Genomic DNA, 17,416 nt, shown 5'->3' on the forward strand with positions numbered 1-17,416 from the left:
TACAGCAAGGCGTTTTTTATGACCGCAGCTTCAGGCAAGTGCGGTTAATTTTTTTACTCTTAACAGGAGAATGATAGAAATGAAAAAATTTGCAGGTCTTTTCACAGCAGGAATGATCGCAGTTGCCCTTACCGCTTGTAACGATAAAGAAAGCAAAACCGCCGAAGCAAGTGCGCCGGAAGCGGCCAAACCGGCAAACGACACCGTGTACCTTTATACCTGGACGGAATATGTGCCGGACGGTTTACTGGACGAATTCACCAAAGAAACCGGCATTAAAGTGATCGTTTCAAGTCTGGAATCAAACGAAACCATGTATGCGAAGCTGAAAACGCAGGGCGAAACCGGCGGTTACGATGTTATCGCACCATCTAACTACTTTGTTTCCAAAATGGCGCGCGAAGGTATGCTGATGCCGTTAGACCACAGCAAATTGCCTGTTATCAAAGAATTGAACCCGGATTGGCTGGATAAACCTTACGACAAAGGCAACAAATATTCGTTACCGCAATTATTAGGCGCGCCGGGTATTGCGTTCAACACCAACGATTACAAAGGCACCGATTTCACCTCATGGGGCGATTTATGGAAACCGGAATTTGCCGGCAAAGTACAGCTGCTGGACGACGCCCGCGAAGTCTTTAACATCGCATTGCTGAAAATCGGTCAGGATCCGAATACGCAGGATCCGAAAATCATCGAACAGGCCTATGAAGAATTATTAAAACTGCGTCCGAACGTGTTGTCGTTCAACTCCGACAACCCGGCCAACTCCTTTATTTCCGGCGAAGTCAGCGTCGGTCAGTTATGGAACGGCTCCGTGCGGATCGCCAAAAAAGAACAGGCGCCTTTAGACATGGTATTCCCGAAAGAAGGCCCGGTGCTTTGGGTGGATACGCTGGCGATTCCTGCCACCTCGAAAAATCCTGACGGCGCGCATAAACTGATCAACTATATGTTGGGCGCCAAAACCGCCGCGCAATTAACCGAAGAAATCGGTTATCCGACGTCCAATGTCGAAGCGCTGAAATTGCTGCCTGCCGAAATCACTCAGGATCCGGCCATTTATCCGTCCGCCGAAATTCTGCAAAACAGCGTATGGCAGGATGACGTCGGTGATGCGGTGCAATATTACGAAGAATTCTACCAGAAGTTAAAAGCGGCGAAATAACCATTGTCGCCCAAATGCCTCCTGCGGGAGGCATTTTTATTGCCCGAAACGCCGCCAAAACGCACCGCACTTTTCGCTCAACTTGAATTGTCTGAAACTGCGCCAAAACGTACCGCACTTTTCGCTCAACTTAAATTGCCCGAAACGCCGTCAAAACGTACCGCACTTTTTGCTCAACTTAAATTGCCCGAAACACCGCTAAAACACACCGCACTTTTTGCTCAACTTGAATTGCCCGAAACTGCGCTAAAACGCACCGCACTTTTTGCTCAACTTAAATTGCCCGAAACTGCGCTAAAACACACCGCACTTTTTGCTCAACTTGAATTGCCCGAAACTGCGCTAAAACGTACCGCACTTTCCGCTCAACTTGAATTGTCTGAAACTCGACAAAAACGCACCGCACTTTTTTGCTCAACTTGAACTACCCGAAACGCCGTCAAAATGCACCGCACTTTTTGCTAAGGTCAAAGTAATCCGGCTTGGATAAAAAAGCGTTGATACGCCGCGACTTTTTTGTCAAAACTCAACGGATAAGCCCTTGATGTGGACGGCAGGCGATATAACCGCAACGCCGCGTTCGGGTAAGGATAAGGAATAAATTCATTGGTTTTCGGCGCCTTTACCTTTTCCGGCAGCAGCGACAACAGAATTTCCGTCGCTTTACCGCCGGTGGTAAATAACCAGCGACAATGCGGCACTTGCTTTAAGGCGGCGGCTAAATCCACTTTTTCCACAATAGTTAAAAATTTATCCGACGCATTATCCTGTTCACGAATCGCTTTTCTGACCGTCGGACACAGCGCAATACCGCGTTCATACAAAAAGGCTTTAATCCGTTCGGGATCAAAACGTTTTTCCCCCGCAACCTGAAAATAACCGGCATCGTTAAAAAACACCGCGCCATACACCCGCCACATATCGTTTTGGAAATTCGGATAATGAAACGGCATACAGCGTTTTTCCGCTTTCGGCGGAAAACTGCCCATCATCATAACGGTGGCATCCGGCGGCAGCACGGCGGGAAACGGGTGAGTTTCAATGGGTTTCGACATAAATTATCCTGATTGTGCAACTAAAACATTGAGGCTTATCTTACCAGATTTCCGCCCCAATCCTGTTGACATAAAAGCGGTATTTTTATCCTGCGGCTTGCCGCTTTGCGTATTTTATTTTCGCCATCAATTCGCACCGCACTTTACCGTACGAAAAAAATGCGCCCGCCGATAAAACAAAAAACCGCACTTTAAAAAGTGCGGTCGAAATATTAACGGTTTTTTTAAGCGGTGAACGGGCGTTCGCCCATTCCCGTTTTATCAGCTCAGCGCTTTGAGAATATCATCCACTCTTTCTTTCGCATCACCGAATAACATCTGCGTGTTTTCTTTAAAGAACAGCGGATTTTGCACGCCGGCATAACCGACCGCCATCGAGCGTTTGAAAACGATAACATTGGCCGCTTTCCACACTTCCAACACCGGCATACCGGCAATCGGGCTGTTCGGATCATCCATCGCCGCCGGATTTACCGTATCGTTGGCGCCGATCACCAGCACCACATCGGTATCGGCGAAATCATCGTTGATTTCATCCATTTCCAGCACCACATCATAAGGCACTTTCGCTTCCGCCAGCAGCACATTCATATGGCCGGGCAAACGACCGGCAACCGGGTGAATACCGAAACGCACATTCACACCGCGATCGCGTAATTTCTGTGTCATTTCCGCCACCGGATATTGTGCCTGCGCCACCGCCATACCGTATCCCGGCGTGATAATCACGGAACTGGCGTTTTTCAGTAATTCCGCCACTTCTTCCGCCGTGGTTTCGCGGTGTTCGCCCTGCTCGTCGTCGGATGACGCCACCGTATCGTTGCCGAACCCGCCGGCAATCACGCTGACGAAAGAGCGGTTCATCGCCTTACACATAATATAAGACAGAATCGCACCGGAAGAACCGACCAACGCACCGGTGACGATCAACAGATCGTTATTCAGCATAAAGCCGGCCGCCGCCGCCGCCCAACCGGAATAGGAGTTCAGCATGGAAACCACCACCGGCATATCCGCCCCGCCGATTGACGCCACCAAATGCCAGCCGAACGCCAGCGCAATCGCAGTCATCAGCAACAGCGGGAAGATATTATGCGGCGCCTGCAAAAACGCCACCATTAATAAGGCGGAAACCACCAGCGCCGCCAGATTTAATTTATGCCGGTGCGGCAGCATTAAGGCTTTTGAATTGATAATACCGCGCAATTTGCCGAACGCCACCACCGAGCCGGTAAAGGTGACCGCACCGATAAAGATCCCGAGGAACACTTCGACATTATGGATATTCGCCAACACCGCCTGCTCCGCATCGAACGCCGCTTTTTGCTGCGCCAGTAACGCCTGCGCGCTTTCGGTTACATATTCCACCCCGTCCGGCACCACAAACACAGCGTCCGCGTGCAGACCGAAGCTGTTGAACCCGACCAGCACCGCCGCCAGACCCACAAAGCTGTGCAGAATCGCCACCAATTCCGGCATTTCCGTCATCTCGACTTTCAATGCGCGATGAATACCGATCACCGCGCCGATAATCATGGCAATGATAATCCAGAATGTGCCTTCGGAGTGCGGCCCGAAAATCGTCGCGATCAACGCGATCGTCATCCCGACAATACCGTACCAGCAACCCGCTTTCGCAGTTTCATGTTTAGAAAGCCCTGCCAGACTCATAATGAAGAGTAATGCCGCGACAATATAAGCCGCTTGTACCAAACCTTCAGACATTGCTTGTTCTCCTTAACCTTTTCTAAACATAGCAAGCATACGCTGGGTCACTTTAAAGCCCCCGAAAATATTAATACTTGCAACTAAAATAGCGATAAATGCGAGTACGCTGACAAAGAAATTGCCCTGCGAAATTTGCAGCAGCGCGCCCACGATAATAATCCCGGAGATCGCGTTCGTCACCGCCATCAGCGGCGTATGCAGCGCATGGCTGACGTTCCACACCACATAATACCCCACCACGCAGGCAAGCACGAAAACGGTAAAATGGGATAAAAACGCCGCCGGCATCACCGAACCCAGCCACAGAAAAGCCGCACCCGCCAGCGCCATAACACCGTATTTCACCCGCGGATCGGTCGGTTTTTGCTCTTTCTTCGCCGCCGGTTCGACCGCTTTGGCCTGCTGCTGCGGTTGCGCCGAAACCTGAATCTGCGCCGGCGGAATTTCCTCGCCGTCACGCACCACGGTCACGCCGCGCAAGACCACATCGTCAAAATCAATATTGATATTGCCGTCTTTTTCTTTGCAAAGCAGTTTCAGCAAATTAACCAGATTGGTGCCGTAAAGCTGGGAAGACTGCGTCGGTAAACGGCTTGGGAAATCGGTATAACCGATCACTTTCACCTGATTTTCAGTCACCACCACTTCGCCGGCTTTGGTATAGTCGCAGTTACCGCCGGTCGCCGCCGCCAAATCCACCACGACGGAACCCGGTTTCATCGAATCCACCATCTCTTTGGTAATCAGGCGCGGCGCCGCACGTCCCGGAATCGCCGCGGTAGTGATAATAATATCCACCTCTTTGGCCTGTTCCGCATACAGTGCCATGGCGCGGCGGTTAAACTCTTCCGACATCACTTTCGCATAGCCGTCGCCGCTGCCGCCTTCTTCCGTGAAATCGATTTCCAGAAAACTGGCGCCCATACTCTGCACCTGTTCTTTCACTTCCGGGCGGGAGTCAAAGGCACGCACAATCGCGCCCAGGCTGTTCGCCGCCCCGATAGCCGCCAAACCGGCAACCCCGGCGCCAATCACCAGCACTTTTGCCGGCGGCACTTTACCCGCCGCCGTAATCTGCCCGGTAAAGAAGCTGCCGAATTCGTGCGCCGCTTCAATCACCGCACGATAACCGGAAATATTCGCCATTGAACTGAGTGCATCTAAAGATTGCGCGCGGGAAATACGCGGCACCGCATCCATTGCCAGCACGTTGATTTTCTTCGCGGTTAATTTTTCAATTAACTGCGGATTCTGCGCCCGCCAGATAAAGCTGACCAGCGTCGCACCTTCTTTGATCAGCGCGATTTCCTCGTCTGTCGGCGCATTAACCTTGAAAATAATGTCCGCATTCCAAACCTCCTGAGCCGTGCCGATTTTCGCTCCGGCCGCAACAAACGCTTGATCTTCAAAACTGGCTTTAAAACCGGCATCGTGTTCTACGATAACCTCAAAGCCGAGTTTTAAAATTTGCTGAACCGTCTTCGGCGTGGCCGCCACCCGACTTTCATTATCAAGCAGTTCTCTAGGTACACCAATTAGCATAATGTTTCCTTCAAATCGATTGATTTACAAATTATGAGTAACCGATTGCGCTACCCAACCCGTCTTTATGACAAAAGTCAAACCGCTCTAACTCTAACATTAAATAACTAAAAACTGAAAAAAATTTTTCTTATTTTCAATGCAATAAAGCAAACGAAAAATAGTCGGCCAATGCTCTGCGCGCAAATAACATTTACCAAACTTTACATTAACTTACCGTTAAACCTACTTCCGAATGAGTATAATAACCGACCTTTAAATAACCGAATCTTATAAGAATATAACTAACATTTATAACGATTACTTTAATAGGATCTATCCATGAATAAAATTTTCCGTGTAATTTGGAGTCATGCTTTTCAAAGCTGGACAGTAGTATCCGAACTTGCCAAGGGGAAAGTGAAATCATCAGCTACCTCTTCAGAATCAATAAAAAAAGATACCGCCGAACAAGCAGATAAATTAACGCCATCACTGATTCCAATCACCGCAAAAAGCCTAACCCCGCTACTGGCAATAACCGCCGTCGCCACATTCACCTTATCCAATACCGCAGAAGCGGGGATGATTACCGGTACCGCCGGATGGAAAAGTATTAATGCCGGCCAGAATTCTTATGCAGAAGGAGACGATTCCGTTGCAATCGGTAACCAGACTAAAGTATATAACGCCGGCGGTACTGCAATCGGGGCAGGAAGTACCACCAAAGGTTTAGAAGCAACGGCTGTTGGACGCTCGGCAACTACTGACGGGAAAAGAGCATTGGCAGTTGGTTCCAGAGCTAATGCTACTAGTAGTGATGGAGAAAATTCAGCTACCGCAGTAGGCGGTTTTCAAACCACTGCCAATGGAAATGGTACCAGCGCCTTCGGTTCAAATGCCAATGCCACCGGCGAATCAGCCACCGCATTAGGTTCTTATGCTCAGGCAATAACAACAAATACCGTTGCTATCGGCGCAAATGCCAATTCAAGTATAGAAAATTCCGTTGCATTAGGTTCTGATTCATCAACTACATCAGCAACAAATACCTCAAATTTAACTTACCAACAATATAACGGCACCAATGCCACACTGAATTTTGCCGGAAGCACTTCCGCCGGCGTGGTATCCGTCGGTTCCAGTTCCGCCACCCGCCAAATACAATATGTATCCGCCGGACAAATCAGCGAAAACTCTACCGATGCCGTCAACGGCAGCCAACTATATGCCGTGAAGAAAATGGCTGAAGAGGGCATTGCCGGCGCAATTTCCGCGTCAACCGCAGCCAGTGCCGCACAATCAACCGCCGCTTCCGCAGCAACAACTGCCAGCACCGCATTATCAATCGCAACATCAGCCGCTTCAACCGTCACCGAAAATTTAGAAAAAATAGAATCGGCCGCAAGCTCCGCCATATCCGCCGCCTCAAGCGCCGCAAGCTCGGCAAGCTCCGCTTCAACTTCTGCATCTAATGCAACCAGCTCCGCAACAGCTGCTGCAAGCTCCGCATCCAGCGCCGAAAGCTCGGCAAAAGCGGCATCAACTTCGGCAAGCTCCGCTTCGACCTCGGCATCTAATGCGGCAAGTTCGGCAACAGCTGCTGCAAGCTCCGCATCTAGCGCGGTAAGCTCTGCAAGCGCAGCTTCAACTTCCGCATCTAATGCAGCGAGTTCCGCAACCGCAGCTTCAACTTCTGCATCTAATGCAGCAAGTTCCGCAACCGCAGCATCTACCTCAGCATCTAGTGCAGCGAGTTCCGCAACCGCAGCTTCGACTTCCGCGTCTAGTGCAACCAGTTCTGCAACCGCCGCTGCAAGCTCCGCATCCAGTGCGGAAAGTTCAGCAAAAGCGGCTTCGACTTCGGCAAGTGCGGCGTCAACTTCTGCGAGTTCCGCTTCGACTTCGGCATCTAATGCGGCAAGTTCTGCAACCGAGGCTTCAACATCGGCATCTAATGCAGCAAGCTCTGCAAGCGCAGCATCAACATCAGCGACTGAGGCTTCCACTTCTGCATCTAATGCGGCAAGTTCCGCAAGTGCGGCTTCGACTTCCGCATCTAACGCAGCAAGTTCGGCAACCGCCGCTGCAAGCTCCGCATCCAGTGCGGAAAGTTCAGCAAGTGCAGCTTCAAGTTCTGCGTCCAGCGCAGATAGCTCGGCAAAAGCGGCATCGACTTCGGCAAGTTCTGCGTCAACATCTGCGAGTTCCGCTTCGACTTCTGCATCCAGTGCGGCAAGTTCCGCAACTGCAGCATCAAGCTCTGCAACTGAGGCTTCGACTTCGGCATCTAGTGCCTCGAGCTCTGCAACAGCGGCGTCAAGTTCGGCATCCAGTGCCGACAGTTCTGCAAAAGCCGCATCGACTTCGGCAAGTTCCGCTTCAACCTCCGCGTCTAGTGCTTCGACTTCTGCATCCAATGCGGCAAGCTCGGCAACTGAGGCTTCAACCTCGGCAAGTTCTGCTTCGACTTCGGCATCCAGTGCGGCAAGTTCCGCAACGGCAGCTTCAACCTCGGCAAGTTCTGCTTCGACTTCGGCATCCAGTGCGGCAAGTTCCGCAACGGCAGCTTCAACGTCGGCAAGTTCTGCTTCGACTTCGGCATCTAGTGCCTCGAGCTCTGCAACAGCAGCGTCAAGTTCCGCATCCAATGCAGCAAGTTCAGCAACTGAGGCATCAACTTCCGCATCCAATGCAGCAAGTTCAGCAACTGAGGCATCAACTTCTGCGTCTAGTGCATCAAGTTCCGCAACAGCAGCGTCAAGTTCGGCATCCAGCGCAGATAGCTCAGCAAAAGCCGCATCGACTTCGGCAAGCTCCGCTTCAACTTCTGCGAGTTCCGCTTCGACTTCTGCAAGTTCTGCTTCGACTTCTGCGAGTTCCGCTTCGACTTCTGCAAGCTCTGCTTCGACTTCTGCATCCAGTGCGGCAAGTTCCGCAACGGCAGCTTCAACGTCGGCAAGTTCTGCTTCGACTTCGGCATCTAGTGCCTCGAGCTCTGCAACAGCCGCTGCAAGTTCCGCATCCAGTGCCGACAGTTCTGCAAAAGCAGCGTCAAGTTCTGCGTCCAGTGCAGAAAGCTCGGCAAAAGCGGCATCAACTTCGGCAAGTTCTGCTTCAACTTCTGCGTCCAGCGCGGAAAGTTCGGCAACTGCAGCGTCAACTTCGGCATCCAGTGCTGAAAGTTCGGCAACTGCGGCATCAAGTTCTGCATCCAGTGCGGAAAGCTCGGCACATTCGGCAAGCAGTTCGGCGACATCCGCCGCGTCGTCCGCCTCTGCGGCTGCAAGTTCTGCGCAGAGAGTGCTTGGTGAAGATGATGGTGATGATTCAACAACGAATTTTGGTGCGGATTCAACGGCAAATAAAACAAATGCCTCCGCATTCGGTAATAAAGCGAAAGCGACCGCTGAAAACACCACTGCCGTCGGTCAGAACGCGCGGGCCAGTGCGAAAAATGCTACGGCAGTAGGTCAGAATGCACAAGCGAGTGCGGAAAATGCCGTTGCGATCGGCGCAAATTCCGTTGCTAATGAAGCAAATACGGTTTCTGTCGGCAGTGCCGGAAATGAACGGCGCGTAACCAATGTCGCCGACGGTGTCAAAGCGACCGACGCGGTAAATAAACGTCAGTTAGATCAGGTTTCTGCCGATTTACGCAAAACCGATCGTAAACTGCGTGCCGGTATCGCCGGAGCGGTTGCTATCGCCAATATTCCGCAGGTCACTCAGCCGGGCGCGAACCTTGTCGGTATGGGCGTGGGTAACTATAACGGTCAAAGTGCGGTTGCCGTCGGTTATTCCAAACTTTCCGATAATAATAAGGTGATTTTCAAAGTCAGCGCCGGTGCAACAACACAGGGCGATTATAACGTCGGTGCCGGTATCGGATATCAATGGAAATAATCCGCTAAACGCTACATTTCACCTACACAATTGTGTAGGTGAAATTTTATTGATAACCCACTAAAATAGATCGACATCGCATCAGCACAACTTACTGTCTTTCAAGGAATTCTTTATGTCACGCAACTATAAAATCGGTATCACATTCAATCTGGAAGCCCAAATTGCCGACATTTGGGCAAACGGCGCAAACCAAAATGTGATTTTTCTTTATCAATTATTTAAAGCCTCCTCACTGGTGGAAGACGTGGTTTTAGTCTCTTGGGGGCCGGAAAAACGGGCAACGCCGCCTGACGGCTTTATGCTGGATGATCTGGATTTAAAATTTTCTTATGTAGAGGATGTCATTGATGAGCTTGACGTGCTTATTGAAGGCACGCTGACCATCGAATATCAATATATGACCCGCATGCACGAACACGGCGGAAAAATAGTCTGCTATAAAATGGGTCCTGATTATATTATGGATATTGAATATTTTATTTTTGGTAAAAATCCGAACCGCACTTTTAACGGCACATTATTTGATGCGAACTGGCTTATTCCGCAAAATATGAATACCTGCGCCGATTATTTTGCCATTATGCATCATTGTGATTCTTATCAGGTTCCGGCAATCTGGGCGCCGACATTCTGTGATAAAGTCATTCGTCGTATTAAAACGGAACATAATCTTGAATTCGGTTATAAACCGGATCCTGAGAAAAAATCCAAACGTATCGCATGTTTTGAACCGAATATTTTTATTTTTAAAAACTGTTTTACCCCGATTCTTATTACTGAACAGGCTTATCGGACGGCGCCGGAAAAAATTCAGCATTTTTATGCTTGTAACACCTATGATAAAAAAGATCATCCGACGTTTTTTAATTTTATCGGCCGCACAGAAATCGTTAAAAATAATATTATGACGGTGGAAGGACGCTATCAGATGCCGGATTTTTTAACCCGTTATGTCGATGTCGTACTGAGTCACCAATGGGAAAACGGACTGAATTACGCTTATAATGATGCGCTCTACGGCGGCTATCCGTTTATCCATAATTCCAAATTACTGCCGAAAGGCGTCGGCTATTATTATGATCAATTCGATGCCTTTGAAGGCGCCAAAGTATTACTTGATGTGATTGATAACCATGATAAACATCATGCTGCCTATGTTAAACGCGCCAATGACTATCTGGATTCTCTTTCGCCGACCAATCCGATGAATATTTATTTATATGAAAAAGCACTTAAGCGGTTATTTGAGAAATAGTATGATGAAAACAATTATTCTGACGGCTATTGATGATAACCATAAACTTTGGTACGAGCATTTGATCCCGTTTATTCTTAGCCTGAAAGAAACGGATTATAACGGCGATATCGGTGTGATTTCCTACGGATTATCTGCGGAGAAAAAACAGATATTACAATCAAATGGTCTTAAGGTATTTTCCGCAACCAATAAATATCCGCAGATTTTAATCGATCGTCAAATTTCAGCCGCCGATATCGCCGCTCAATATCATTACGATTGTATCGCGCTTTATGATGCCGATATTTGGTTTCCACAAACAAAATTGACCGTTTTTAATCAGATTAAAGATAAAACAAAACTGTATTGTACTTATGATATCTGGGAATGCAGTTTTTTATATGATTGCGTAACCGCTCCTGCGCTTGATGCCGTTCGAGATAAAATAAACCGACTGAAAAAACAGCACAATTATGTTTATCAAGCCGGTGTAATTATTGGTTTTAAACAAGCCTGGGCAGATTATAAAAATTATGTTGACACTGAAATACGGCAAGAGAAATTCATTCAATGTTATGGAATTGATTCGACATTAATTAATTCGTATGCGGTAGATCATGAAAACGTAGCATTTTTACCGATTAAATATAATTGCCCTCCGGCTTGGGGAATCCGTCAAAATCAGACAACGAACGGCATTGAATATACGTTTGAAAACGAGTTGATTGAAGGATTACATGTCACGCGCGCACATCGAAAAGGCGAAGAATATTCTTACCATAAACGCTTTGCGGAAAAATATTATCAACAAGGTTTGCCGCTCAGAATTAAGCCTTATACGGAATACAATATTATACACGACAGCATTACCCGCTTTTGTCAAAAAGAATATACGGCATCCTGTATTCTTTCATTACAGGAAGCGAAAACCTGCGGCTGTATGAATATCAGTCTGGCGCCGTCGGTATATTCTGAAAACAGTTTAAAAATAGAAACTTCCGGTATCTCTTATTTGTTATTTAAAAATACGCATTCAACGACACAGACTATTTATTTTTATGCCGAGGCTATAATAAATATCGAACCCTGTGATGAGATTTTTATTGCGAAAAATAATGAGCCGATGCATAAAATCGAGCATAATCAATATTTATATATCACGCTGAATCCGGAAGACAGCATTGCGTTTTTAGTTCGGGAATTGGATGTTGAAAATAAACGGATACAATGGGTTTTCCCGAATTTAAAATTAATTTAATCCCAATTTATTGAGAGTTTATTCTTTTAACGTTATTTTAAACGCTATGCTGAAAATAAATCAGCACTATTTAAGGAAATATTATGCAATTACCTCCGTTGCAACCTGCCACATTAATTCGTCGCTATAAACGTTTTCTTGCCGATGTGGCGCTGCCGAACGGCGAGATGCTGACCATTCATTGCGCCAATACCGGCGCGATGACGGGATGCGGTGAAAAAGGCGATAAGATCTGGTATTCCACTTCCGACAGTGCCACGCGCAAATACCCGCATTCGTGGGAATTAACTCAGTTAAACAACGGGCAGCTGGTGTGTATCAATACGCATCGCTCCAATCAACTGACGCTGGAAGCCTTACGGAACAAGCAAATCAAAGAACTGGCGCGGTACGATCATATCTCACCGGAAGTCAAATACGGCGAGGAAAACAGTCGTATCGATTTTTTACTGCAAGGTGAGGGCTTGCCGGATTGTTATGTGGAAGTGAAATCCGTGACGCTGGTTAAAAACAATATCGGCATGTTTCCCGATGCCGTCACCACGCGCGGCCAAAAACATGTGCGCGAGCTGATGGCCATGAAAAAACAGGGACATCGTGCGGTGATCCTGTTTGCCGGTTTGCATAACGGCTTCGACTGTTTCAAGGTTGCGGAATATATCGATCCCGACTATGATCGCCTGCTGCGTCAGGCAATAAGCGCCGGGGTCGAGGTGTATGCGTACGCGGGAAAATTCGATATTTCTGATCAAATTCCGACCGCACTTTCTCTGACCGAAGCGGTGCCTTATCGCGCAGAATAAAATTATTGAGAATAATTTTCATTTATATGTTGACAAGCTATTTGAGAACTATTATCATCTAGCCATTCAAACAATAATAGATAATCACTCCAACATTTCAGCGTCTCTCCCCCCACAAAAGAGACGCTTTTTTTTTATTCGTGCGGTTCTTTGATGACATAGCGTTTTTTAATCAAAAAGCTAAAACGACTGCCTTTGCCCTCCGAACTTTGAATTTCCAGATGAGAATCATGCTGTTCCAGCGCGTGTTTAACAATCGCCAGCCCCAAGCCGGTGCCACCGGTGTGATTGGTGCGCGCTTCGTCCACCCGATAAAATCGTTCGGTTAAGTGCGGTAAGTGCTGCGGCGCGATGCCGATGCCGTCGTCAGTCACGCTGAATTCGGCGCCCTGCTCAGTGTTTTTCCAGCCGACATGAATAGTCGTGCCTTGTCCCGCGTGTTTGAGCGCATTATAAATCAGATTGGACACCGCACTTTGCAACTGAGATTCATCGCCCATGATTTTCAGATCCGGTTCAATCTCAAAGCATAGCCTGTGCTGCTGATCATTAAGTACGGCAATGTTTTTCTGTAGCGCCAGAATCAATTGCGCCACATCCACTACCTGATGCTCCTTGTTCGATGAAATTTCTATCTTCGCCAGCGTATTTAATTGTTGCAGCAGCGTCGCCATTCTGCCGCTTTGTTCTTTCATTGCCTGCAAGGCTTTATGTTGTAATGCCGAACCCTGACTTTCTCCTTCCAGCAGTTCCAGATAACCCTGAATGACAGTCAGCGGGGTGCGCAATTCATGATTCAGATTGGTTAAAAAGGTTTGCCGCGAATGCAGCAGGCGAATAAACTGCGTCACATCGCGTGCGATCATTAAATAGCTGAATTCATCGTATTTATTGATATTGATTTCAATATAGCGTTGATTATTAAGCAATAACACTAAAGAATGATGCCATTTATTTTTTTTAAAATAACTTTTGAATTCCTCATAAAAAATCACGCTAAAGATATTTTTCTGCATTTTTTTATCCCAGTAAAAATCAAAAATTTGCTGGGCAACGTTGTTACACCAAGAGATTGCGCCGTGCTGCTGAAAAATAATAATCCCGTCGGGCAGATACTGCATATTGCGGTTAAGTTTGGATAACAGGCGCAGGGTTTTGATTTTATCTTTACGGTGGCGATAGCGATTATAAGCCGCGGTTTGAGAAATGTAGGCCAGCAGATTGCCGCGGTATTTATGCAGCTGGGTTTGCGGCGAAAGCAGGCGCAATAAATGATATTCGTTATAGTGGTGACGAACTAACAATAACCCCAATATGATGACCAGCCAGAACAGAAAATCTTTGGCAAACAAGCCGAACAATAACGCGACGCCGGCCGCCAGCAGAATTTCAAACAGAAAAGAAGCGAATACACGGTATTTCATGGTATATCCTGACAGTGGGTGGAGAACCGATACCCCGTTCCTCTGACCGTTTGAATATAGCGGTCGAAACCATAGGGTTCCAGACTTTTACGCAGGCGACGGATATAGGAATCCACCGTGCGATCTTCCACATAAATCTCATTACCCCAGATAAAATCCAGCAACTGTTCCCGGCTATAGACTTTTTCCGGATGAGACATAAAAAAATGCAGCAGTTTATATTCGGTGGCGCTGAGTTCTATCGGACGCTGATTCACACTGACCCGCTGCGCGCTCTGATCCAGCATCAGATCGTCGATATAAATCCGCTCATTCGTTTCATAACTGCGCCGCCACATGGCATCAATGCGCGCCAGCAGCACTTTCGGGGAAAAAGGTTTGCTGACATAATCATCGGCGCCGCTGTTCAGGCAGGTGATGCAATCCTCTTCCGCGCTGCGTGCGGTTAACATAATGATCGGAATCTTCGCGCTTTCCTCATTTTTTTTCAGATACTGAATAAACTGAATGCCGGAACGCCCCGGCAGCATCCAGTCCAGCAAGATTAAGTGCGGTTTTTCTTTCATTTTTTTCACCGCACTTGGGTAATCCTCCGCTTCGATCACCGTATAGTTGTGCTGCGCCAGAAACAGCGCGATCATATCGCGGATCGCCCGTTCATCCTCCACTACTAGTATTTTCTTCGCCGTCACCCTATTTCTCCCCATTCACCCGTCTTTAACGCCTCAACCCATACGCCCCGAGATATAATCCGCCGTTTTCTGATATTTAGGCTGGGCGAACAATGCCTTGGTGTGATCAAACTCCACCAGCTCGCCCAAATACATATAGGCGGTATAATCGGAACAGCGCGCCGCCTGCTGCATATTATGAGTGACGATAGCCACCGTATAATCATGCTTCAGCTCGCCGATCAACTCTTCAATTTTCATGGTTGAAATCGGATCCAGCGCCGAACAGGGCTCGTCCAGCAGCAACACTTCCGGTTTTACCGCAATGCCTCTGGCGATACACAACCGCTGCTGCTGACCGCCGGACAGACTGTCGCCACTTTGTTGCAGCTTATCTTTCACTTCATTCCACAATGCCGCTTTGGTCAACGCCCATTCTACCCGATCATGCAGCTCCGCTTTAGTTAATTTTTCAAATAACCGAATGCCGAACGCCACATTGTCATAAATCGACATCGGAAACGGCGTTGGTTTCTGAAATACCATGCCGATTTTGGCACGAATAATGGCCACGTCCGTTGCCGTCGTCAACAGATTTTCGCCGTCCAGATTGATTTCCCCGCTGGCATGCTGAGCGGGATACAGCTCGAACATGCGGTTAAACGTGCGCAGCAAGGTGGATTTGCCACAGCCGGAAGGGCCGATAAAAGCGGTCACTTTATTTTTTGCAATGCGCATCGTAATGTTTTTCAGCGCCTGAAAGCCACCGTAATAAAAATTCAGATTATTCACCGCAATTTTAGTCTGCGCCGCGGTGATAATTGGATGCTCCATTTTTTTCTCCTATTTTTTCTGTAGAACAAGCCGCGTGATTAAATTTAACAGCAACACAAAAAACGTAATCAGCGTCGCCCCCGCCCAAGCCAGCTGATTCCAGTCCTGAAAAGGGCTTGAGGCATACTGATAAATCACTACCGGTAAATTTGCCAGTGGCCCGTTCATATTCCATGAGGTAAACTGATTGGACAGTGCGGTAAATAACAGCGGCGCGGTTTCCCCCGCAATACGTGCCACCGCCAGCAGCGCCCCGGTAATAATGCCGGAACGGGCGGCCGGATAGCAGATCATGGTAATCACCCGCCATTGAGGACAGCCCAGCGCCGCCGCGGCTTCACGCAGGTTATTCGGAATCAGGCTCAGCATACTGTCGGTAGTACGAACCACAACCGGAATGGCCAGCATGGCTAAGGCAAACGCCCCCGCCCAGCCGGAATAATGTTTCACCTGCGCCACATAAACGGCATAAACAAACAAGCCGATAATAATCGACGGGGCGGACAGCAAAATATCGTTTAAAAAACGGGTCGCCGCCGCCAAACGGCCATATCTGCCGTATTCCGCCAGATAAGTGCCGGCTAAAATCCCGACCGGTGTGGCAATCAGTGTGGCCACCAGCAACATCAGCGCGGAACCGACAATCGCATTGAACAATCCGCCCGGTTCGTTCGGCGCCGGTGTCGGATGGACAAACAACTGCCAGGACAGCGCCGGAATACCTTTGCTGACCAGCGTAAACAAAATCCAGCACAGCCAGAACAAACCGAAGATGACTGCCAGAAACGACAATCCCAGCATGAGCTTATTGCTCAGTTTGCGGCAATGAAACCGAATAGTGCGGTCATTATTCATCGAGTTTTACCTTCTTTTTTCGTTATCCGCGCCACCAAAAAACGCGAGAGCATTAATACCAAGGTGGTAATCAAAAACAGGATTAATCCCAATTCCATTAAGGCGGATTTTTGCAGCCCGCCGGCTTCGTTAAATTCATTGGCAATCGCCGAGGCGATGGAGGTGGACGGCGAAAATACGGACTCGGGCAAATAAAAGGCGTTACCGATCACAAAAGTCACCGCCATCGTTTCCCCCAACGCCCGGCCTAACCCCAGCATCACACTGCCGATCACCCCGGTTTTGGTATAAGGCATGACAATCTTCCATATCACCTCCCATGTGGTCGAACCCAGACCGTAGGCGGATTCTTTCAACATCGGCGGCACCGCGGAGAACACTTCCCGCATCATCGACGCGATAAACGGAATAATCATAATCGCCAGCACCAGCCCGGCACTGAACAGCCCGATGCCGAACGGCGCGCCGGAAAACAAGATGCCGATTAACGGTAACGGGCTGAGCATTTCAATCAAATAAGGCTGAATATGCTCCTGAAACAGCGGCACGAACACGAACAGGCCCCACATCCCGTAAATAATAGACGGGATTGCCGCCAGCATTTCCACCGCAATGCCCACCGGTTTTTTAACCCATTCGGGCGCCAGTTCGGTTAAAAACGTGGCGATCCCGAAGGAAACCGGCACGGCAATACATAAGGCGATCAGCGCGGAAATTAAGGTTCCCGCCACCGGTACCAGCGCGCCGTAGCTATCCTGCACCGGATCCCAGTCGGCGTGGCGCAGAAAAGAGAGGCCGAATCGGGTAAGCGAATCCCAGCTGCCGATAATCAACGACAATAAAATTGCCATCAGAACGGCGAACACCAACAGGGCGAAAAACGCCGTGGTGCGCTTAAACAGGCCTTCAATCCACGGATGATTGAGGCATTTTTGATTTATTTTAGTCAT

Annotated in this window: 15 protein-coding genes and 1 pseudogene; 7 read left to right on the plus strand and 9 right to left on the minus strand. The window is 48.4% G+C overall.

Translation table 11 applies throughout. From position 1 onward, the window contains the following. Positions 1 to 79: 79 nt before the first annotated feature. Both ACESOH_RS06315 and ACESOH_RS06320 read left to right on the plus strand, forming a co-directional pair. Positions 80 to 1,171: an extracellular solute-binding protein gene (locus ACESOH_RS06315; RefSeq protein WP_032092990.1), complete on the plus strand. Its 1,092-nt coding sequence runs from the start codon at positions 80 to 82 to the stop codon at positions 1,169 to 1,171. Between the two features lie 39 nt (positions 1,172 to 1,210). Next, on the plus strand, positions 1,211 to 1,594 hold the full coding sequence (locus tag ACESOH_RS06320) for a hypothetical protein (RefSeq protein ID WP_373100391.1): 384 nt from the start codon (positions 1,211 to 1,213) through the stop codon (positions 1,592 to 1,594). A 44-nt stretch (positions 1,595 to 1,638) separates the two neighbouring features. Here ACESOH_RS06320 and ACESOH_RS06325 read toward each other — a convergent pair whose 3' ends face one another. The 3 genes from ACESOH_RS06325 to pntA form a co-directional block, all read right to left on the minus strand. Then, positions 1,639 to 2,226 (minus strand): DNA glycosylase, encoded by a 588-nt coding sequence (locus ACESOH_RS06325; RefSeq protein WP_373100392.1) that lies wholly within the window; start codon positions 2,224 to 2,226, stop codon positions 1,639 to 1,641. A 261-nt stretch (positions 2,227 to 2,487) separates the two neighbouring features. Continuing rightward, positions 2,488 to 3,951 (minus strand): Re/Si-specific NAD(P)(+) transhydrogenase subunit beta, encoded by a 1,464-nt coding sequence (pntB, locus tag ACESOH_RS06330; protein WP_032092993.1) that lies wholly within the window; start codon positions 3,949 to 3,951, stop codon positions 2,488 to 2,490. A 12-nt stretch (positions 3,952 to 3,963) separates the two neighbouring features. Further along, positions 3,964 to 5,496 (minus strand): Re/Si-specific NAD(P)(+) transhydrogenase subunit alpha, encoded by a 1,533-nt coding sequence (gene pntA, locus ACESOH_RS06335; RefSeq protein ID WP_373100393.1) that lies wholly within the window; start codon positions 5,494 to 5,496, stop codon positions 3,964 to 3,966. Between the two features lie 321 nt (positions 5,497 to 5,817). Between pntA and ACESOH_RS06340 the strand changes: the two are divergent. Further along, positions 5,818 to 5,907: pseudogene (locus ACESOH_RS06340) on the plus strand (ESPR domain-containing protein); the annotation flags it as partial. 632 nt (positions 5,908 to 6,539) lie between these two features. On the opposite strand, the gene ACESOH_RS06345 reads toward ACESOH_RS06340, so the two are convergent. Beyond that, positions 6,540 to 8,894 carry a coiled-coil domain-containing protein gene (locus ACESOH_RS06345; RefSeq protein ID WP_373100394.1) on the minus strand — a complete coding sequence of 785 codons (2,355 nt, stop codon included), beginning with the start codon at positions 8,892 to 8,894 and terminating at the stop codon, positions 6,540 to 6,542. Between ACESOH_RS06345 and ACESOH_RS06350 the strand changes: the two genes are divergently transcribed. The 4 genes from ACESOH_RS06350 to sfsA all read left to right on the plus strand — a co-directional run bounded on the left by ACESOH_RS06350 (position 8,779) and on the right by sfsA (position 12,682). After that, positions 8,779 to 9,381 carry a YadA family autotransporter adhesin gene (locus ACESOH_RS06350; protein WP_373100435.1) on the plus strand — a complete coding sequence of 201 codons (603 nt, stop codon included), beginning with the start codon at positions 8,779 to 8,781 and terminating at the stop codon, positions 9,379 to 9,381. The two genes, ACESOH_RS06345 and ACESOH_RS06350, sit on opposite strands and share 116 nt — an antisense overlap. Positions 9,382 to 9,496: 115 nt before the next feature. After that, positions 9,497 to 10,639 carry a DUF2827 family protein gene (locus tag ACESOH_RS06355; protein WP_373100395.1) on the plus strand — a complete coding sequence of 381 codons (1,143 nt, stop codon included), beginning with the start codon at positions 9,497 to 9,499 and terminating at the stop codon, positions 10,637 to 10,639. Between the two features lies 1 nt (position 10,640). After that, complete coding sequence (locus ACESOH_RS06360; RefSeq protein ID WP_373100396.1) at positions 10,641 to 11,879, plus strand: hypothetical protein; 1,239 nt, start codon at positions 10,641 to 10,643, stop codon at positions 11,877 to 11,879. Between the two features lie 83 nt (positions 11,880 to 11,962). Then, positions 11,963 to 12,682, plus strand: coding sequence for a DNA/RNA nuclease SfsA (gene sfsA / locus ACESOH_RS06365; RefSeq protein ID WP_373100397.1), 720 nt, complete (start codon positions 11,963 to 11,965; stop codon positions 12,680 to 12,682). A 134-nt stretch (positions 12,683 to 12,816) separates the two neighbouring features. Here the strand turns inward: sfsA and phoR are convergent, their stop codons facing one another. From phoR to pstC, 5 genes are read right to left on the minus strand one after another with little or no spacing between them, the layout of a single operon-like run. Continuing rightward, entirely contained in the window at positions 12,817 to 14,106 is a 1,290-nt protein-coding gene (gene phoR / locus ACESOH_RS06370) for a phosphate regulon sensor histidine kinase PhoR (protein WP_373100398.1), read from the minus strand. Further along, entirely contained in the window at positions 14,103 to 14,798 is a 696-nt protein-coding gene (gene phoB, locus ACESOH_RS06375) for a phosphate regulon transcriptional regulator PhoB (RefSeq protein WP_373100399.1), read from the minus strand. The genes phoR and phoB overlap by 4 nt, the downstream gene beginning before the upstream one ends. 33 nt (positions 14,799 to 14,831) lie before the next feature. Further along, the gene (gene pstB, locus ACESOH_RS06380) at positions 14,832 to 15,611 is read right to left on the minus strand and encodes a phosphate ABC transporter ATP-binding protein PstB (RefSeq protein ID WP_032093734.1); all 780 of its coding nucleotides are present in this window, start codon (positions 15,609 to 15,611) and stop codon (positions 14,832 to 14,834) included. Positions 15,612 to 15,620: 9 nt separating this feature from the next. After that, positions 15,621 to 16,466 (minus strand): phosphate ABC transporter permease PstA, encoded by an 846-nt coding sequence (gene pstA, locus ACESOH_RS06385; RefSeq protein WP_373100400.1) that lies wholly within the window; start codon positions 16,464 to 16,466, stop codon positions 15,621 to 15,623. Beyond that, positions 16,463 to 17,416 carry a phosphate ABC transporter permease subunit PstC gene (gene pstC / locus ACESOH_RS06390; RefSeq protein WP_373100401.1) on the minus strand — a complete coding sequence of 318 codons (954 nt, stop codon included), beginning with the start codon at positions 17,414 to 17,416 and terminating at the stop codon, positions 16,463 to 16,465. Before pstC ends, pstA begins: the two co-directional genes overlap by 4 nt.

It is taken from the genome of Necropsobacter rosorum (assembly GCF_964241405.1).
Classification (GTDB): domain Bacteria; phylum Pseudomonadota; class Gammaproteobacteria; order Enterobacterales; family Pasteurellaceae; genus Necropsobacter; species Necropsobacter rosorum.